The sequence below is a fragment of the Hymenobacter sp. HSC-4F20 genome, from assembly GCF_019599275.1.
Classification (GTDB): Bacteria; Bacteroidota; Bacteroidia; order Cytophagales; family Hymenobacteraceae; genus Hymenobacter.
This window is the reverse complement of the sequence record NZ_JAHZTD010000002.1, coordinates 206,625-225,534: the sequence shown is the minus strand read 5'-3', so window position 1 is coordinate 225,534 and position 18,910 is coordinate 206,625. Positions and strand designations below refer to the sequence as shown.

The window sequence follows — 18,910 nt, the reverse complement described above, 5'->3', positions numbered from 1 at the left end:
CTGCCTCTGTTGGCTACCCGCCGCCCCGCCTGATTTTTTCGCTCTGCTTCTTATATGTACACTATTGACGAGTTGAAGGACCGGTTGTTGTCCGAACTAAAGGAAATTGCTGAAAAACTGAACGTTGGCAACTTCAAAAAACTCAGCAAGCAGGATCTGATTTACAAGATTCTCGACCAGCAAGCTATTACACCTCCGGATAAGCTTCCCCAAAAAGTGAAAACTGCTGCCGCGCCGGCTGACGCCCCAACGCCGGAGGCTGCTCCGGCCCCTGCTGCCAAAGCAGCGCCGGCGCGAGCCCCCCGAGCTCCCCGCGCCGCGACCCCGCGCCGGGAACCGGCGGCCCGCACAAAAGCGGCCACCCCGGAAGCTCCAGTCGAAGCCCCCGCCGTTACGCTGCCCGAAGCCCAGGCTGCTCCCACTCCCGCGGCTCCCGAGCCTACCCCTGCCCCGGAACCCACTCCGGCCGCAGAAACTGCTCCCGTTGCGGAGGTTGCTCCGGTAGCTGCGGAAGTCGTTACAGGTGAGGACCGGCCCGTAAAGCTGTACCAGCGCCCCGAGCGCCGTACCCGTACCGACCGAGCTGGCCGGCCTATTGTAGCCGCCTCCACCGGTGCCGATACCGGCGCAGAAGCTGCCGTCGTGGAAGCACCACGTGTCGATGCTCCCGCTGTTGACGTGCCGGTTGCTGGTGTGGCTGAGCTTGCCCCTGTTCCGCTGGAAACTCCGGTGGCAGCTCCTACTCGCGAAGCCCGGTCGGCGGATACCCCGGCTCCGGTCCGGGAAGGCCGTCCCGAGCAGCCCCGCATCTTCCGGGAGGGTCGGGAGTATCGCAATGATGCCCCCCGCGAAAATCGTAACGATGCACCGCGTGCCGATTTTCGGCCGGATGGTGGGGCCCGTGCTGAAAGCAATGGCCGCGCCGACCAACCGCGGGAGTTGCGCAATGATGCTCCCCGGGCTGATTTCCGCCAGGATGGCGCTAATCGTGACGGTCGTGACGGCCGCGCTGACCAACCTCGGCCGTTGCGCGAAGGTGGCCGCCCGGATGCCCGTGAACAGCGCGAGCAGCGCCGGGAAGAGCGGTATGCCGCCCGGGAGTTGCAGCGCCAGCAGCGCCAGGAACAGCGCCAGTCTGAGCGCCAGGCAGGTGTGGCCGTAGCCGAGCAGCCCCGCCCAGACCAGCAGCGTACCAACCGCCAGGACTTTGATATCACCATTCCGGGCGACGGTACCCTGGAGATGATGCCTGATGGAGGCTACGGCTTTCTGCGCAGCCCCTTCTATAACTACCTGGCCTCGCCGGATGATATTTACGTGGCCCCGCAGCAGGTAAAGCAATTCGGCCTAAAAGCCGGTGACACGGTAAAGTGCACCATCCGCCCGCCGCGCGACGGGGAGAAGTACTTCGCCCTCGTCGGGGTAGAGGGCATCAATGGCCGCTCCGTGGAGGAGGCCCGCGACCGTATCCCGTTCAATAACCTCACGCCGCTCTTTGCTGAGGAACGCCTGAAGCTGACGACCAAGTCGGCCCAGTACAGCACCCGCATTCTGGATCTGTTTGCTCCTATTGGCAAAGGCCAGCGCGGCCTGATTGTGGCTCAGCCCAAAACTGGCAAAACGGTGCTGCTGCAGGAAATTGCCAACGCCATTTCGGAAAACCACCCCGAGGTGTACCTGATGATTCTGCTCATCGACGAGCGCCCAGAAGAAGTTACCGACATGGCCCGCTCGGTGAAGGCGGAAGTGCTTAGCTCGACCTTCGATGAAACGGCCGACCGCCACGTGAAAATTGCCACCATTGCCATGGAAAAGGCCAAGCGCTTAGTGGAGTGTGGCCACGATGTGGTAATTCTGCTCGACTCGATTACCCGCTTGGCCCGGGCGTACAACACGGTGCAACCGGCTTCCGGTAAGATTCTCTCGGGTGGTGTGGACGCCAACGCGCTGCACAAGCCCAAACGTTTCTTCGGGGCGGCCCGCAACGTGGAAGATGGCGGCTCGCTCACCATCATTGCCACGGCCCTTATCGAAACCGGCTCCAAAATGGACGAGGTTATCTTCGAAGAGTTTAAGGGCACTGGCAACATGGAACTGCAACTGGACCGCAAGCTGGCTAATAAGCGCATCTTCCCGGCCATTGACGTGCCCGCTTCCGGTACCCGCCGCGAAGATCTGCTCATGAGCAAGGACGAACTGAACCGCATCTGGGTGCTGCGCAAGTTCATGTCCGACATGACGGCCTCCGAAGCCATGGAGTTCCTGAAGGACCGCATGAAAGGAACCCGCGACAACGAGGAGTTCCTGATGGCCATGAACGGCTAAGCAGCGCTCTTCTTTCTTGGAAGGCCCTACGCAAAAGGCCCGTTCCGCAGTTGCGGAACGGGCCTTTTGCTATACGTGAAAGAGGGTACGCTACTTCCGCACGAAACGCTGCACGCTACGTTTCCCGCCGGGCGTAGTAAGCTCCACGAAATACTGCCCGGTGGGCAACTGCTGCACGTTGATGGTGCTGCCGCCCTGGGCTTCGCCGGTAGCTAGTGTGGTGCCAGTAGCTGAGTAAATGCGGTATTTCAGCAGGCTACCCCCCACCGGCAGCGTGATGGTGCCGGCACTCGGGTTGGGATACACGGCCATATTTTCCTGCAACTCCAGGCCCGCTACTGGCTCTACAGAGGAAAACGCCTCTGTTCCGTCCGTGTCTACTTGCCGAAGGCGATAGTAGGTCTGGGCTGGTAGGGGCGCAAGGTCGGTGAAAGAATAGATGCTCCCCGCGGCCGTAGTACCGCGGCCCGCTACCCGCCCGATAGTCGCGAAAGTTTTGCCGTCCGGGCTGCGCTGCACCTCGAAATAGGCATTGTTCTTTTCCATAGACGTAGCCCAGTGCAGCGCCACGTTTTGCCCCTGCCGTGCCGCCGAAAAGCTGGTAAGCGTAACGGGTAGGGGACCAGCACTTGCTAGCGTAACGTTATCAATCAGGAAGGTGGTCTTAGCATTTGCCGCCAGTGTAATGCGGACTTTTGCCTGAGTTACCGTGCTCGCAAAATTTATAGTAATAAAGCTTGGGGTCCGGGTGCCATCAGCCAATGCTGTAGCTGTACTCCCAGGAAAAGTTGTAGAAGCAGAAGTATTCGTGTTAGATATGGTAGCGTAGTTATAGGTTCTGCCTGTATTGTTACTGCCAGTAACTCGTAAAGCATCGGCATATGTTCGACCCCCGTCGATACTAATACTGACTAGAACAAAGCCATTCCGATCAAGGCCGGCACCCCCTCCTCCACTAGGTTGGGTAACTGCCAAGCGAAAGCTGAATGTGTTACTGGAAAAGTTAGTGAAGGAAAGGTTGGTGAATTCTAGAGTAGCGGTTTCAAGGCTGTTATTTCCTGTATTATTCGTGATACCGTATGAGTTGGTACCGCTTACAGCTGCTTCGGCAGTAGTTGCTCCATTTATTCCTGTTACAGTGTATCCATATCCGGCGTTGGGTGTTGAATCAAAGTTCTGAGTAACAAAGTTAGACTGTCCCCAACCGGCTAGCGGAACTATGCCCACTAGCAAAGTAGCTAAAGCCAGCTTACTGAAGGCTGAGTTCTTAATTTGGGAGTAAAACGTTGACATCCTCATACTAGCTAGCCGTTAGAAATTCGATGGGACAGTACTGAGGCCGTGGCACTGCGCACGTTAAGAGGAGTAAAGCGCCATGCCTACACATTCCTAGCCTCGCAGTACGCTAGCTTAACCCGTTGCCAAACCGAGTTTTATGCGTTCCATTCTGGGACTGTCAACGAATATACAACATCTTATTGTATAGAAGTAAAAAAAGAAATTTTATAACTATAGTATTTAATTGGGTTGTTCCTCAGTCTGATTTGCACCTAGGGCTGTAACCTCGGTTCTTTGCAGGCTATGGAACCACACGCGCACGACCTCCCTGAACTACTCTACATTTCTGATCCGCTCTGCGGCTGGTGCTACGGCATGAGCCCCGTAATTCAGCGGGTGCAGCAGGAACTGGCTGGGCGCCTGGAAGTATCGGTGCTCTGTGGAGGGATGGTCACGGGGGAGCAAGTGGGCCCCATCAGCAACAACTGGCCCTACCTGGCAGGAGCACTGGAGCAGGTGGAACGGGTAACGGGCGTGCAGTTTGGGGCCGCCTTCCGGGCGCGGGGGCAAGAGGGCAGCTACGTACAGAACTCGGAGCCACCGTGCCGGGCCATTCACGCGTTTCGCCAACTACGGCAGGAGCAGACGGCGGCCTTCGCCCACGCCGTGCAGCGCGCTTACTTCCACGATGGCGCCGACCTCAACGAGTTGGCCACCTACGAGCCGCTGGCCGCCGCCTACGGCATTGAGCCCGCTGTGTTTCGGGGGCAGCTCACCCGCCCCGAAATCATGCGGGGTACGCAGTTGGAGTTTGCGGCCGTTGGTAAGATTGGAGTGCAGGGCTTTCCTACCACAATTTTACGGGTAGGCAGCCAGGGCTACGTACTGGCCCGCGGATTTCACCCCTTTGACGCACTTCGCGCTGACCTGGAAGAAGCCCTACGTCAAGCAGGCGCCGAGTAAGCGCACTACATGCCGAACTGTATAGCCTGGGTAATGCCAGCACCTCTGGCTGCCTGCTCTGCTTTCTGATGAGGCAAGCAGTGGGAGGGCGGGTAGTTAGCGGACCCGTACCACTTGCTTGCGCAACGCCGACCAGGCAATAGTGCGGCGGTCTTCCTTGCCCACTAGGTACTGGAAGCCCACAGCATCGGGGCGGCGGCGCAAATCGTCCCAGGCAGCGCGGTCGGTGCCGGCCGGAGCTTCGGCCGCGGCGGGAAAGGTAGCAGAGGCGGCTACCGCTGGTCGGCGAAAGTTCTTCTCGGCAAAAAACTCTCGGATGCGTCGGCGCACGTAGGCTTCGCGCTCGGCCTGGGTGGCGGTAGGGCCTTGCATCTCGTACACCATGGCCGCTTCCAGGTCAGCCGCCGATAGCATCTCCCGAAAAATAACCTGCCCTCCGGCCGTGGTGATAGTGAAGGTAGCCTCGCTTGTCAGCACGGAAGCACCGCGCAACACCAGCGAAAATACGTCGGGTGTGCCCGGAGAGGAAAAGATGTGGCGGCTGCGGCTGGTGAGCAGCGTGTCGGCCTGAGCATCGATAGGGACGGGCTGGGCCGTATCCAGTGGCTCGGGCAAGGTCGCCGTATCGGACAAGGGTGGGGTAGTGGCCGAAGAGGCAGACTCGGTATTGGGTGAGGAGCAAGCTACGGTCAGCAGCAGGGGGGAAAGCAGCAACAAGGTGCGCATAGCAAGGCAAGTGAGAACCGAATATGGAAAGGTACGCAGGCTGAACGGCAGGTGTTGGCCCGGCCGCTACCAGAGCAGCATCAGCAGAAAGGCCGCGCTCAAACACAGCGAGGAAACCTGATTCATGCGCATGGTATGATCGAAATCGGCGGCAGACGCCTGCTGCCACACAGCCCGAACCCAGTGCAGAAATAATACCACCACGGGGCCAGTAGCCACCAGAAAAAGCAGGGCGTTACGGGGCTCCTGCCGCCAGAGGTAAGTGGCCACTAGCACGGCCGCGCCTGCACTGAGCGCCAGTCCGGCAAACACAAACGTTCCCCGGATGCCCAGGCGCAGGCTCAGGGTCCGGTCGCCGCGGCGAGCATCCTCGGTGTGCTGGTATACCTGCGTGAGCGGGTAGGAGCCGCACAGAAACAAAGTGCTGACCAGGGCTAGCACCAAGTTATCGGGGGCTAGCAGCTCGGCCGGCCGGGTGCCCACGCCTACCTGGGTCATCAGGAAAGTATAGGCTCCCTGAAACACCACTACCACTGCCGTACTCAGCAGAGGATACTTTTTCAGCCGGATTCCTTCGTAGCTGTAGGCTTTGGAGACTAGCAGATACACGGCCACCAACCCGGCAAACAGGGAGCTCAACAGCCAGGCCCCGAGGATGGCCAGCGCATCGAAGAGCCACACCAGATGCAGCAGCTCCCGCGATACTTTCGGGGGCCGGCGCAGGCCCCCGATGCTACCCTCATCCCGGTCGTAATAGCTGTTGTAGCCGTTGGAAGCAGGGTAGACCAGCAGGTGTAGCACCCCAAACACGGCCGCCGCGCGCCACCCGCTGAAGGGCTGCCGCAGGGCACTCAGGCCAAACCAGAACACGGGCATCAGGTACACCGAAAACGGAATGCGTAGCAGCGGTAGAGTGCGGCGGTAAGCGGCAAAAGGCATGGGAGTAAGCAGCAGGGAGGGGATGGCAAACCACCAGAGTAGCCGATGGAGCAGCGCAAGCTACAGCTTAGCCCGTAGTTTCGGCCGGTACTCCCACCAGGTACGTCACTTGCGGGCCCCACCAGTGGCGCACTACCCCGGCGCGCCAGTGAAACGTGCCGGCTGGATCGGCGCGGTGGGCCAGGGCCAGCAGCTGCTCGGGAGGGTAGAGGCGCAGAATGGATACGCAGCCGTCCCAGATGGTAAACAGGGGAATCAGCGGCACCACGTACGTAAAAAACAGGCGGCTCAGGCGGAAAGGGCGAATGAAGGGCGTGATAAGCAACTGGGCCACGGGCAGCACTGTGCAGGCCAGTAGCAACTCGGCCCAGTGTTTGCCCGCGCCCTCAAACACGCCAATGCCTGCCCGCTGCCGCACGGCATCGGCCAGAATAGCCTCGGCGGCTGGGGGTGCAAAATGGTGAAACGCGGAGAAGATAGCGCGGAAGCCGGGCAGCGTAGCCGAAACGGCCGTGGCATCTACACTGCCGGGCTCGTAGTCGAGGCCGGGCGTGTGGGCTTGCAGGGCTTGCCACGTAGCAGGCTGTGGGTACAGGTCTGTGAGCGTAACGCGGGCAGCCGGCAGGCCCGTCGCTTGCAGGCTACGCAGTACGCCGGCCGTACCCCCTCCCGCCCCAGCCCCCAGCTCCAGTACCCGCTGCTGACCTGTACGTAGCAGCGCCGCACGGAGCAGTGGCACAATGGGCTGGTAAGTTGCCAGGGCGGATATCATGAACCGGAGGTAGTCCATCATCCCCGACCGGATTACGGCCGGAAACCAGGACAAATCTTCAAACTCAAATAACTGGAGGCGCAGCTTCATACGTCTCCCTACGCGCAGCCGCCCGGTTCAGCTATGGTGTGCCTAAGAAATACGCTAGTCGCAGGCCGAGGTACGGTCGGCATCGCGCTGGCCGGGGCTGTAGAGCCAGAGAACCGTGAGCATGGCTGCGGCCCAGTACGGCAGCGACATGCTCAGGAGGCTGGCGCTGGAGCCCACGGGCAACAGCCACTCAAGCAGCCAATTAGCCAGCAGAAAAAACAACGTAACCCCGCCCAGCGCCAGCGAGCGGCGCGACAAACCTACCCGCAGTCGGCACATCAGGCTAAAAAACGGAATCACCAGCGGTACAATCGCCAGGGAAATCAGGGCCGCAATTAACCCCGTCATCAGGGCAATAGGGTAGTCGTCGACCCGGTCGAGGGAAAAGTCCAGCAGAAGCCACAGCGTGCCGCCCAGGTTAGCCAAGGCCCACAGAATGAAAGCGCGAGTGATGGTGGAGTACGTGGACGTAGTAAGTAGTAGCATAGCAAAGCACCTAAGCGGGATGGTACCAAAAGGCGGCGTCAGCACCTCCAACGGGGCCGCGCCACCAGACAATACGCCTAAAAAAAGGGCTTGGATTGCTATAAGAACAGTTTTTTGTTGGGAAAGTACTATCCCGAAATGAGCCGTTGCGAACGAGCAGGTATAGGTGCCCTCACTGCCTGAGTCAGCGTCGAGGTCTTTGGGTAGTACACGGTGCCTTACAAAGTTCCTCTGCATCAGTGAGTAAGAAGATTGTAGAGGCATTCATGCACCTGAGGCCCGCAGTGCTGCCGCTAGCCACAAAATACGCCTGCTTTCCGACCAGCCAACCCTAGTGCCACGCTGACGCTACCGAGTTCCAAAGTATTATTCTCAATTTAGTACGGTGTTTATTGCGCCAGCTCTATACCAAGTAAGGTCCGGGTACTGGTTTAGCCAGTCCGTGAAACAGCACAGGACTGCGCCTGCGCGCCGGCTTTGCGCGACAGTGTGCTGATCAAGGCTTGGCACTGCCAGCACGTCGGCGCGGGGCTGAGAAGTAGTCTATCGGGTGAGAAAAATAAAAATAGCAGAAAGCATGGCTAGGAAAGTTGCTCGATTGTCTGTTGCTTTGTAGCGCAAAGTTCTTTTACGCTATGTCAAGGCCCGCCACCGACCCGCTTGCTCAGCTTACCGAGATTCGCGCCATCATGGAGCGCTCTTCCCGCTTTATTTCGCTTAGTGGCCTTTCGGGGGTAGGAGCGGGGGTAGTTGCGCTGGCTGGCACGGCGGCGGGGCATTGGTATTTGCAGCAGCGCTACCCTAACGCGGGGTATCTTCGCCTGCTGCAAAGCACTCCCCAGGAGCGAGAGTTGGTGCTGCCCTACCTGCTGCTGCTGGCAGTAGGCATGATTGGGGCCGCGCTGGCAGTAGCCTTTTTCTTTACGCTGCGCCGGGCGCGCCGGGCCGGTCAGCCCTTGTGGAGCGCCCTGGGGCGGCGCCTGGCGCTCAGCTTGTTTATTCCGTTGGCGGCGGGCGGCCTGTTTTGCATAGCCCTGTTTCTGCAGGGGGCGGTGGGGCTGGTGGTGCCGGGCCTGCTGCTGTTCTACGGTCTGGCCCTGCTCAACGCCAGCAAGTACACCCTGGACGAAATCCGGTGGTTTGGACTCACCCAGATCGGCCTGGGATTGGTAGCCGTGTTGTTCCCCGGCTTTGGGTTGGCGTTCTTTGCGCTTGGTTTCGGACTTGGGCATATGGGCTACGGCCTGCTTATGTACAACCGTTACGAGCGGCAGTAGACCGCGCCGGACCGTTATCCAGCCTCTTTACCCCATTCAGTGAAACACCTCATCCATACGCTCAACAAAGCTTTCGACAATCGGGTCCGGTTGGGCGTGATGGCCGTGCTAATGGCCAATGAGTCGGTAAGCTTTAATGAGTTGAAAGAGGCCCTGGACCTCACCGACGGCAACCTCGCCAGCCATGTATCTGCGCTAGAAAAGGCTGGTTACGTGGTGGTGAGCAAGCAGTTCGTGGGCAAGAAACCCAATACTACCTACGCCGCGTCCTCCGAAGGGAAATCTGCCTTTCAGGAGCATCTGACGGCGCTGGAAAAATTGCTGCGCGGGGCGTAGCCTTTTTTTTAACTATAAACTTTGAAATACAAAGTTCTTTTAAAAAAGAAAAGTATGTCTTTCGTCTCCGTTGCTGCTCCTGCTCCCGGGCGCTCCAGGCTGCGCCGCCCCCCCGTACCTCTTACCGCTTTGCAGAAGCTGTTGCTACCCCTGGGCGCGCTGCTCTTCGACGTGTTGTTCTGGAATCAGGAGCTTGGGCTGAATCTGACCGTGTACACGCTGTTCGTGGTAGGAGCTACGCTGGCGGGGCTGCCGCGGCACGCGGCCGTCTGGCGTTCGGGCTACTTCCGGCTGATGCTGGGCGGGACACTGCTAAGCGCGGGTAGCGTAGTGTTGTTGGGCTCGGGCGCGGCGAAGCTGGCCTGCGTGACTTCCCTGTGCATGTTGCTGGGCTACGTGAATCAGCCGCACCTGCAGGTGGTGGTGCACGCCCTGCTCACGGCGCTAGGTGGCGCGGCGCAGGCCTTGCCCGGCCTGTTGCCCTACCTGCGCCTGCCGCAGCGGAGCGCCGGAAGCTGGAGCCGCACCCGCTTTTACGGCCGCTTGCTGGTGCTGCCCCTGGTAGTGTTGGGTGTCTTCCACGTGCTGTTCAGCTTAGCAAATCCGCGCTACAATGCCTTGGCGGCAACTGTGCTAACGCGGGTAGGGGAGTGGCTTTTGGCACTGCTACCGGCTATATCCCTGCCGCATCTGCTGTTTTTTCTGCTGGGGCTCATGCTCACGGCGGGGGCGCTGGTGGTGGTGCCTTTTCATTTCTTTCTGGATCAGGAGTCGCGCTTTGGGGAGTTTGTGCGGCGGCAGCGCGACGGGGTAGCCTCGCTGGCGGTACGCCATCCCAACTTCCGCCTGCGCGCCTTCCGCGCCCTTGACTTGCGCAAGGAGTACCTGGCGGCCCTGGCCATATTTGGGTTGGTAAATGCCCTGCTGCTGGTAGTCAACCTCATCGACATTAACTGGATCTGGCTAGGCTTCACGCCCAGCCCTGGCTTCGACCTAACGCAGTTCGTGCACGAGGGTACCTACGTGCTAATTCTCAGTATTCTGGTGGCTATGGGCATCATGCTATGGGTTTTCCGCCGCAACCTCAACTTCTACGAGCCCGGTCTGCCGGCCCTGCGGTGGGGCGCCACGGTGTGGGTGCTGCAGAATGCGGTGCTGGTGGGGTCAGTAGCCCTGCGCAATTATTACTACATCACCTATACGGGGCTAGCTTATAAGCGCATTGGGGTGTACGGGTTTCTGCTCCTGACTTTGTTTGGGCTGGGCACGGTGCTGCTGAAAGTCTGGCAACGCCGCTCGGCCTTCTCCCTGGTGCGCCTCAACGGACTAGCTGCCTATGGGGTGCTACTCCTGCTGGCCCTGGGCAACTGGGAAGCCTGGATAGTACGCTACAATATGAGCCCACGCTTCCAGCAAATAGACCTGGGGTTTCTGCTGGAAATGCCCGGGCGGGTGTTGCCCGAACTGGCCGCCCGCCAAAGTGTGCTCACCGGCATGAGACGCATCGTCATCAGCCCGCCTGGCACTTCCCCCGAGGTGCGTGCTACTCCCGCCGAAGCCCAAGCGGCCATCCGGGCCCGTGTGGCCGCCTGGGACCAGGAGTACACTGAGTCCCGCAGCTGGCAAAGCTGGACGCACGCCGCTGCCGCGGCCCACGAGCAGCTGCGGCGCTAAAACAGGCCAGACGGGCGTACGGTCCTGGTAGGTCTCCTTGGTTTATGCTTGGTAGCCACGTGTTTATCTTACTATGCTTAGCTAATTCGTTCTGGTTATTACTCGTTCTTCTTATCCCTGTTCTTCGATTATGGCTGCCAAGCAGCTACCGGGCCTTACCCTGGCTGCGCGAACTCATCTTTTTCTTTTCTTCTCACCTAGTGCTGCCCTTATGAACCTTGCTCAACTTGGCCTTACCCTGGCGGGGATAGTGGTCTGCGCCACCTGCATTGGCGCCCTGGCCGTGCTCCTGACCTGGCGGGAACGGGCCGCTTCCTCCCCGGAACGGTGGCAGCGCCTGATAGTAGTAGTAGTGCCCGGCGCGGCAGTACTGCTGGGCGTGCTGCTCTGGACGCTGCTGCACGTGATGCTGCTGTGGGCCCCCGGCGCGGCCACGGCCGTAGCCGCGCGTTAACGCCCTGGGCCAATACGAAGCTACCCAGAGCTTTTTCTACTCCATTCTACGGATTAATCGACCTTTATGGAAAGCACATTCAACGCGGCGCCTGCACCTGCCGGCACTTCGCTTGGGCGCTGGCTGGCCGGTGCCCAGCAGCTCAAGGATACCCTGACTATTGTGGGGCTGAATTTCATGCTGCTCTTCGGCCTCCTGATTTTCGGCCTGCCCATTCCCGGGCTTATACTTTACGCCCTGCGCTGGCGGCTGGTACGCGGAAAGGCAACCCGCCCGCAGGCTCTCCGGATCTGGAGCCTAAGTCTTGGCCATGAATTACTCTGCGCCTTGCTGTTTTTCTCCCAGGAAATACAGCAAGAACTCGGAAGCTACGCTAGTTGGATAGGAAGCGGGTATCTGCTGGGGGCTGCAATCAGTGCAGTGAGCCTGGCTGAGGCTGAATCCTGGAATACCGAAGCTGAAGCAACACTCGCCCCATGAAAGCTGCTTGTTTCGCACCTGCTTCCGCCGGCCAGAGTTTGGGCTTTGGGCCGTGCTGAGAAATCAGGCCAGCAAGTCGCGGTGAAGGCACCAGGCCGAAGCTAGGGCTATGGCGGACTAGATAGCACCCGTTGCCAGGGCCACAAACATCAGGAACATCAGGAAGGTCACCAGCACAATATGCATCCTGCGCTGCCAGGGACGCGGCAGTAGGCGCACTTGCTAAAAAAGCTTCCCGATGGCGCCCTCCCGAAGCCAGGCGAATATTACCGCTGGGTAGGCTGCAGCTTCAGGTATTAAGTAACGGAAGATTGTGACCTCCTACTACGGGCAAAACCAAGCAGCAACGGCGGGCGCAATGCAACGCCGCCCTCCCTAGTGAGCCAGGTGTGCTGGTACACCCGTCGCGTAAGCGTGGCAGGGGCAAGGGGTAGTCCAGTCATACCTGAAAGGATACAAATTGCAGCAGAAGATAGGTCCTGTACTATAATGCAAGAGCACGAGGATGGTTTCGTCGTGCCCGGCCGCCCTGAACTGGTATATTTGCGGCTCTGTTGCCGGTCCGCCTGGCTTCGTTTGCTTCACTGCGCTCTGCATGTCTGCTCCCCAGTCGTCGAAAACAACTTCCCCGCCCCGCCCCGCCCGGAACTGGCCCAATATTCTCTCACGCACCCTGTGGGGAATTTTCGTGCTCGGCGCTGGTACGTTTCTGCTCTACCCCATTCTGGTGAGCATAAACTTTATGTTCCTGTTCGGCAAGTCGCCGAGCCTGGAGGAGCTGGAGAACCCGCGGGTGGAGCAGCCCTCCCAGGTGTTTACCGCCGACGGGGTGCTGATTGGCCGCTACTTCCGCGAGAACCGCTCCCCGGTGCCCCTGAGTAAGATGTCGCCCTGGCTGATTAAGGCGCTGGTGGCCACCGAAGACGTGCGCTACCAGGAGCACTCCGGCATCGACCCCATTGCTATTGCCCGGGCCGTGGTGGGGGTAGCCACCGGCGGCAGCGGGGGCGGGGGCTCCACCATCACCCAGCAGCTGGCCAAAAACCTTTATAAAACCCGCCGCAAGGAAAACACCGGTCTGCTGGGCCACGTGCCGCTGGTGGGCACGCTCATCAGTAAGACGAAGGAGTGGCTCACGGCCGTGGAGTTGGAGCGCCGCTACACCAAGGACGAAATTCTGGCCCTCTACTTTAATACCGTAGAGTACGGCTCCCAAGCCTACGGCATTAAGGTGGCGGCCAAAACCTTCTACAGCACCTCCCCCGATAGTCTCACTATTGAGCAGGCCGCTACCCTGGTGGGCATGCTCAATAACCCCACGGCCTACAACCCCAAGTTTCACCCCGTAGCTTCCAAGCGCCGCCGCGACCTGGTACTTACCCGTATGGGCCAGGCCGGAGCCCTCACGGCAGCCCAGGTGCAGCAGGAGCAGGCCACGCCCATCGTGCTCCAGTACCAGGTAGAAAAGCACGTCGACGGGCCGGAAACCTACTTCCGCGGGGCCGTGAGCCAGTTCGTGAATGAGTGGTGCAAGAAGAACGGCTACGATATGTACCGCGACGGACTGCGCATCTACACCACCATCGACTCCCGGATGCAGGCCTACGGGGAGGAAGCGGTGCAGAAGAAGATGAAGACCCTGCAGCGCTCCTTCGACAACTTCTGGCGCAACCGCGGCAAAAACCCCTGGGTAGATGAGGAGGGCAACGAAATTCCTGACTTCATTGAAACTCAGATGAAGCGCACCGAGCAGTACAAGGAATTGGCGGCCCGCTACAAGGGCCGCCCCGATCTGCTCGACTCGGCCCTGCACCGCAAGCGCCCCGTGAAGGTGTTTACCTGGAAGGGCGACGGGGATACTACCCTAGTAATGTCGCCGCTGGATTCGCTGGCCTACTACAAGCACTTCCTGCACGCGGGCATGATGACCATGGACCCCTTCACCGGCCAGATCAAGGCCTGGGTGGGTGGGCTCAACTACCGCTTCTTCCAGTACGACCACGTGAAGCAGGGCAAGCGCCAGGCCGGCTCTACCTTCAAGCCCTTCGTCTACCTCACGGCCCTCGACAACGGCTACTCGCCCTGCGACCGAATCCGGGATGAGCGCGTGACTATTAACTACGTGGAGAACGGCCAGCCCATGGAGTGGAAGCCCGACAACGTCACCCGCGAGTACACGGGCATGAACATGACGCTGCGCTACGCCATGGCCCGCTCGGTGAACTCCGTCACGGCCCAGCTCACCGAGAAAGTCGGCTGGGACAACGTGGCCAAGTACGCCAACAAGGTAGGTATCCGGAGCAAGCTGCTGCCGGTGCCCAGCATCGGCCTGGGGTCCGGCGGCGACGTGAGCGTGTACGAGATGGTAAATGCCTACAGCACCTTCGTTAATCAAGGCTTCCGGCCCGAGCCCATGCTGGTCACCCGCATCGAGGACCAGAACGGCAACGTGCTCGTGCAGTTCGACCCCCAGCAGAAGCGCGTGATTCCGGCCGAAACGGCCTGGCTGATGACCTACATGCTGCGCGGTGGCATGGAGGAGCCCGGCGGCACCTCCCAGGCCCTCTGGGACTACGAGCTGTGGAAGAAAAACAACCAGATTGGCGGCAAAACCGGCACCACCAGCAACTACTCCGATGGCTGGTACATGGGCATCACTAAAGACCTGGTAACCGGCGTGTGGGTAGGCGGTGAGGATCGGAGCATCCACTTCCTGAACTCCCAACAGGGAGAGGGCGGCCGCACGGCCCTGCCTATTTTCGGCACCTACATGGAAAAGCTCTACCAGGACCCCGAGCTGGACATCCGCATGGGCCCGTTCCCGCAGCCTACCGTCAAAATCAGCAAGAAATACGTGTGCGTAACCGCCGAACCGCGCCGCCGCCGTGAGGCCGAATCTGTGGACACCATTGTAGTCGACAACCTGCTGGAAAATCTCAACAACGGCACCGTGCCCGTGCCGGACAGCTTGTAAGTGGCAAGTGTTGCTACATCGAGATAGTACTACCGTGCAGGAGCCTATTGCGCGGGTCATACACTAGCACTTCCACCCACCCAGCCTTGTTGGCCGACACGTTGATAGAGTCAAGTGCCTGACGTGATACAGCGGCTAGACAATTAATCTGCAAATAGCCGGGGTAACAGGGGACCTGTTGGGCGTGCAAGCGCCCGGTATACACCCGATTTAGTGCGGCTATGTATTGCTTATGCTGTCCGGTAGACTCTCCGCACATTCGTTGCGTAACGGTGTCACAGGCGCTTGTTCCTACTGCAAGTAGAAGGGCGGCAATTCGTCCGGCAAGCTGCATCTATTTAGTGCGCTAGTGCGGGTATTACTGCTCCCCGTAAAACGACTCCAGCGCTTCCCGCAGGGTAGGGTACTCGAATTTGAAGCCTTGCCTCAGGGTCTTCCCGGCGCTTACCCGCTGGGAGGCCAGCACTATTTCGCTCATCTCGCCCATCACCAGCTTCAAGCCGAACTCGGGCACTTTAGGTAGTACCAGAGGCCTGTGCAGCACCCCGGCCAGGGTTTCTGTAAACTCCTTGTTTGTGACGGGGGTAGGCGAAACGGCGTTGTAAACACCTTGCCACTGCGGCTCTTCCATAGCCTGGATAAACAGGCGGCACAAGTCGTCGAGGTGAATCCAGGACATATACTGCCGGCCCGAGCCCAGTGGGGCACCGGCCATGAGCTTTACCGTGCGGGCCAGCGGCACGAGCGCGCCGCCCTCGGGGCTCAGCACAATGCCAATGCGGAAAATGGCGGTGCGGATGCCATCGTCGGCTACGTCCTGGGCCGCGGCCTCCCACTGCCGGCATACTTCGGCCAGAAAGTCGTCGGGGGCAGGCGTGGTTTCCTCTGTCACAATCTGGTCGTCCCGGTCGCCGTAAATGCCAATGGCTGAAGCCGAGATAAACGCCTGTACGTGGTGAGTGCCTTTGGCCAGTTCCCGGGCCATAAGCTGGGTGCCTGCCAAGCGGCTGGATAAGATTTCGCGCTTGCGTTCCTGGGTCCACTTGCCGTCCGATACGCTGCTACCCGCCAGGTTTATAATGTAGTCGGCGTAGGGCACCGCGGCTTCGTCGATGGTACCGGCCAGCGGGTCCCAGCGGAAGCTGCGGTAGCGGCCGCTGCCGGGCGTGCGGCTGAGCAGGGCCACCTCATAGCCCCCGTCGATGAGCATTTCGGCGAGGCGGGTACCGATCATGCCGGTGCCCCCGGTAATCAGAACTTTGCGTGACATGGGTGGGAACTGGTTGCCGGCCGCTGCCAGCGGTAGCAGCGGCCGGCCAGATACAACAGGTGCGAAAAGAGGCGGAAAGCTAACAGCTTTTTACTTGCCGAGCAGCCGCAGAAACTCCCGTCGCAGGCTCTCGTCGCGGCCGAAGGCGCCGCCGTACTCGGCCGTGAGCGTACTGCTACTCGTGTCGTTCACGCCGCGGCTCATCACGCACAGGTGGTCGGCTTCAATCAGCACTGCCACGTCCTCAGTACGCAGGGTGGTTTTCAGCTCTTCGGCAATCTGGCGGGTAAGGCGCTCCTGCACCTGCGGCCGGCGGGCAAAGTACTGCACCACGCGGTTGAGCTTGCTCAGTCCCACCACATGCTCGCCGGGTAGGTACGCCACATGCGCTTTACCAATAATGGGTACGAAGTGGTGCTCACAGCACGAAAACAAGGTAATATCTCGTTCCACCAGCATATTCTGGTACTGGTAGCGGTTCTCGAACAGCTTCACATCGGGCCGGTGCTTGGGGTCAAGGCCCTTAAACCACTCCTGCACGTACATCTTGGCTACCCGCTTCGGGGTGCCGCTCAGGCTGTCGTCCGTCAAATCCAGCCCTAGCAGGTGCATGATTTCGCGGAAGTGCTCGGCAATGCCCGTAATCTTGTCCTCGTCGCTGAGTTCAAATGCATCGGGGCGGAGAGGCGTGCGTAAATCAGCCGGCAACTGAGCGTCGACGGCGGGACGGGCCGCGGCATCGTCCGCGGCGGAAGCCGCAGCAGCGGTGTTATCCATGGTATTCTACAAAATTGCGTTCGGTCTCGTACAGCGTGACCGACATGGTCAGGCGTTCTTCCACGTGGGGGCGCAGCCGGTTCCAAATCACTACGGCAATATTTTCAGCCGTAGGGTTGAGGTGGCGAAATTCCTCCGTGTCCAGATTCAGATTCCGGTGGTCAAAGGTATCCAGAATCTCGCGTTTGATGAGGTCACTTAACCGCTTCATATCATAGACGTACCCAGTGGCCGGATCGATGTCGCCGGTCAGGCGTACAATCAGCTCGTAGTTATGTCCGTGATAATGAGGGTTATTGCACTTGCCAAACGTCGTCTCGTTTTGCGCATCGTCCCAGGCCGGGTTGTGCAGGCGGTGGGCGGCGTTGAAGTGCTCTTTGCGGCAAACAGTAATGGGCATAGTCGGAAGTAACTCAAAATGGCTGCTTTTGTTTCAAGCATAGGGGAGACAATCAGCTAGTTGACTGCCAAGAGAGTGGGAAGCTCAACAGGAATAAAGTCTACTTAGTGGTATATAAATTATTATGAATATTACTATTCCAACAAAAGTAGGCTTTCTTAAAAAAAAACAATCCGGGGTCTGGTAAGATGCTGGCCGGCTAGTTAAATTTGATGAGTCGGAGGTTAGTTCACCGGCATTTGTACCTGCAAATCATTTCTTTTCAACCTATTTCATTCTCTATGAAACGAGGCGTACTCTTCTCTCTGCTGCTGATGTTGGCAACGTCGGTGACTAGCCTGGCGCAAAAGTCGCCTGTTGATGAAACGGATATGGCCGTAAAAGGCATTCCGCGCAAGGGGCAGCGAGTTTCCGTGCAGTTGGACAGCAAGCGCGTGGAAGACTCTTGGAAAAAGCAGCTGGACGAGCAATTCGGTAGCAAAGTAAAGGCCGATAAAGGCGTATACACCATGGATGGTGTCGTAATTGACGCTATTTCCAAAACGCCGGTGCGCGTTATCAGCAAAGTAGACGCTGTGCCCACCGGTACCACCATTTGGTGGTCGATTGACCTGGGCAACGCCTACCTGGGTAAGGAAGCTACGCCGGTACAGTGGAAAGCGGCCGAGGGCTATCTGAAAGATTTTGCCCGTAAGCTCTACCGCGAAGACTTGGCCGTGCAGGTAGCCGAAGCTGAGAAAGCACTGGTATCGTCGCAGAATAACCACATGGCGGTAATTGCCAAGGCCGATGCCATCAAGAAGGACATCGAGAAAAACAAAGCCCGGAAAATTGAAATTCAGCAGCAACTGGCCCAGAACGCCGCTGAATTGCAGCAGTACAACAACCAAGTGGACATGAACCTGAAGGAGCAGGAAGCTGCCCGCGCCGACATTGTGAACATGCGCGTAGCCCTGGAAGCTGTAAAGGAGCGCATGAACAAGATTGAGTAGTCAGACAACTAGACTCTCTCCCAACAAAAAACCCGCCGGCTAGCCGACGGGTTTTTTGTTGCTGGTTACTCCAGCCACCGGCGGACAAACTGCTCAGCGGCTTTTTCATCCTTCCAGCCCGCAATGCGGGTTTCGCCAGGCCGGCTGCGGCGCTGAAACCACATGCTCAAGGACTGGCGTACGCCGGGGTAGCGGCGGTTAAGCGTCACCCAGTCCGTGGCATCGGGCAGGATGCGCTGAGCGGGACGGGCAGGAACCGCTAGCACTACCTGCTCCAAGCTGCCGCCTACATCAAGCAGCAGCAAAGCCACGGGCAATACCTCCTGCACCGTCCCCGCCGGCTGGCTCTCGGCCAGCACTAGGGCAGGCACGGGATGCGGAGTAGCCGAACTAGTACCGCTGGTCCGGGTGCCCGGAATAAAGCCCAGGTTGCCGGGTACGGGTAGGAACTCCACCGCTTGGCTGGCGCCGGCCTGCTGCACGGGTCCAAACTGATGGGTTTCGGCGTTGTAGCGCCGCTCTTGGTTGGTACCGGCCGGCATTTCCACCACTACCTGCAGCAGGTGACGCTCGGCGGAGTAAGTCGGCAAATCGGCGTAGTTGGTCTGGCAGCCAGCCAGCAGGAGGCCGGCGCTCAGCCCCGTAAACAACAGCAACCAGCGCAACGGCATCGGCAGGGCAGATATGGGAGAAAGGA

18 protein-coding genes are annotated in these 18,910 nt (G+C 59.4%); 9 read left to right on the top strand and 9 right to left on the bottom strand.

From position 1 onward, the window contains the following. The first annotated feature begins 54 nt into the window (after positions 1 to 54). Positions 55 to 2,325: a transcription termination factor Rho gene (gene rho, locus K3G63_RS10615; RefSeq protein ID WP_220614106.1), complete on the top strand. Its 2,271-nt coding sequence runs from the start codon at positions 55 to 57 to the stop codon at positions 2,323 to 2,325. A 90-nt stretch (positions 2,326 to 2,415) separates the two neighbouring features. Here rho and K3G63_RS10610 read toward each other — a convergent pair whose 3' ends face one another. Beyond that, positions 2,416 to 2,871: a T9SS type A sorting domain-containing protein gene (locus tag K3G63_RS10610; protein WP_220614105.1), complete on the bottom strand. Its 456-nt coding sequence runs from the start codon at positions 2,869 to 2,871 to the stop codon at positions 2,416 to 2,418. 1,035 nt (positions 2,872 to 3,906) lie between these two features. Between K3G63_RS10610 and K3G63_RS10605 the strand changes: the two genes are divergently transcribed. Next, positions 3,907 to 4,566 carry a DsbA family protein gene (locus K3G63_RS10605; RefSeq protein ID WP_220614104.1) on the top strand — a complete coding sequence of 220 codons (660 nt, stop codon included), beginning with the start codon at positions 3,907 to 3,909 and terminating at the stop codon, positions 4,564 to 4,566. A gap of 96 nt (positions 4,567 to 4,662) precedes the next feature. On the opposite strand, the gene K3G63_RS10600 is transcribed toward K3G63_RS10605, so the two are convergent. From K3G63_RS10600 to K3G63_RS10585, 4 genes are all read right to left on the bottom strand, one after another. Then, complete coding sequence (locus tag K3G63_RS10600; RefSeq protein WP_220614103.1) at positions 4,663 to 5,292, bottom strand: hypothetical protein; 630 nt, start codon at positions 5,290 to 5,292, stop codon at positions 4,663 to 4,665. A 66-nt stretch (positions 5,293 to 5,358) separates the two neighbouring features. After that, entirely contained in the window at positions 5,359 to 6,231 is an 873-nt protein-coding gene (locus K3G63_RS10595; RefSeq protein WP_220614102.1) for a UbiA family prenyltransferase, read from the bottom strand. A 67-nt stretch (positions 6,232 to 6,298) separates the two neighbouring features. Next, complete coding sequence (locus K3G63_RS10590; RefSeq protein ID WP_220614101.1) at positions 6,299 to 7,093, bottom strand: class I SAM-dependent methyltransferase; 795 nt, start codon at positions 7,091 to 7,093, stop codon at positions 6,299 to 6,301. 54 nt (positions 7,094 to 7,147) lie between these two features. After that, complete coding sequence (locus K3G63_RS10585) at positions 7,148 to 7,579, bottom strand: hypothetical protein (protein ID WP_220614100.1); 432 nt, start codon at positions 7,577 to 7,579, stop codon at positions 7,148 to 7,150. 635 nt (positions 7,580 to 8,214) lie between these two features. On the opposite strand from K3G63_RS10585, the gene K3G63_RS10580 reads away from it, so the two are divergent. The 6 genes from K3G63_RS10580 (at position 8,215) to K3G63_RS10555 (ending at position 14,774) form a co-directional block, all read left to right on the top strand. Next, on the top strand, positions 8,215 to 8,856 hold the full coding sequence (locus K3G63_RS10580) for a hypothetical protein (RefSeq protein WP_220614099.1): 642 nt from the start codon (positions 8,215 to 8,217) through the stop codon (positions 8,854 to 8,856). 39 nt (positions 8,857 to 8,895) lie between these two features. Next, complete coding sequence (locus tag K3G63_RS10575) at positions 8,896 to 9,192, top strand: transcriptional regulator (RefSeq protein WP_220614098.1); 297 nt, start codon at positions 8,896 to 8,898, stop codon at positions 9,190 to 9,192. 54 nt (positions 9,193 to 9,246) lie between these two features. Further along, complete coding sequence (locus K3G63_RS10570) at positions 9,247 to 10,866, top strand: DUF4173 domain-containing protein (RefSeq protein WP_220614097.1); 1,620 nt, start codon at positions 9,247 to 9,249, stop codon at positions 10,864 to 10,866. 211 nt (positions 10,867 to 11,077) lie between these two features. Further along, entirely contained in the window at positions 11,078 to 11,320 is a 243-nt protein-coding gene (locus K3G63_RS10565) for a hypothetical protein (protein WP_220614096.1), read from the top strand. Positions 11,321 to 11,386: 66 nt separating this feature from the next. Continuing rightward, complete coding sequence (locus K3G63_RS10560; RefSeq protein WP_220614095.1) at positions 11,387 to 11,800, top strand: hypothetical protein; 414 nt, start codon at positions 11,387 to 11,389, stop codon at positions 11,798 to 11,800. 595 nt (positions 11,801 to 12,395) lie between these two features. Further along, positions 12,396 to 14,774 (top strand): transglycosylase domain-containing protein, encoded by a 2,379-nt coding sequence (locus K3G63_RS10555; RefSeq protein WP_259404411.1) that lies wholly within the window; start codon positions 12,396 to 12,398, stop codon positions 14,772 to 14,774. Between the two features lie 358 nt (positions 14,775 to 15,132). Here the strand turns inward: K3G63_RS10555 and K3G63_RS10550 are convergent, their stop codons facing one another. From K3G63_RS10550 to K3G63_RS10540, 3 genes are all read right to left on the bottom strand, one after another. Then, on the bottom strand, positions 15,133 to 16,044 hold the full coding sequence (locus tag K3G63_RS10550; RefSeq protein WP_220614094.1) for a TIGR01777 family oxidoreductase: 912 nt from the start codon (positions 16,042 to 16,044) through the stop codon (positions 15,133 to 15,135). A 90-nt stretch (positions 16,045 to 16,134) separates the two neighbouring features. After that, positions 16,135 to 16,821, bottom strand: a complete 687-nt coding sequence (folE, locus tag K3G63_RS10545) for a GTP cyclohydrolase I FolE (protein ID WP_220614093.1) — start codon at positions 16,819 to 16,821, stop codon at positions 16,135 to 16,137. Next, complete coding sequence (locus K3G63_RS10540; RefSeq protein ID WP_220614092.1) at positions 16,814 to 17,221, bottom strand: 6-carboxytetrahydropterin synthase; 408 nt, start codon at positions 17,219 to 17,221, stop codon at positions 16,814 to 16,816. Before K3G63_RS10540 ends, folE begins: the two co-directional genes overlap by 8 nt. 281 nt (positions 17,222 to 17,502) lie before the next feature. Here K3G63_RS10540 and K3G63_RS10535 point away from each other — a divergent pair, with 281 nt between their 5' ends. After that, positions 17,503 to 18,213 (top strand): DNA repair ATPase, encoded by a 711-nt coding sequence (locus K3G63_RS10535; RefSeq protein ID WP_220614091.1) that lies wholly within the window; start codon positions 17,503 to 17,505, stop codon positions 18,211 to 18,213. Positions 18,214 to 18,278: 65 nt separating this feature from the next. Here K3G63_RS10535 and K3G63_RS10530 read toward each other — a convergent pair whose 3' ends face one another. Continuing rightward, positions 18,279 to 18,884, bottom strand: a complete 606-nt coding sequence (locus K3G63_RS10530; protein ID WP_220614090.1) for an inorganic diphosphatase — start codon at positions 18,882 to 18,884, stop codon at positions 18,279 to 18,281. Between the last annotated feature and the right edge of the window lie 26 nt (positions 18,885 to 18,910).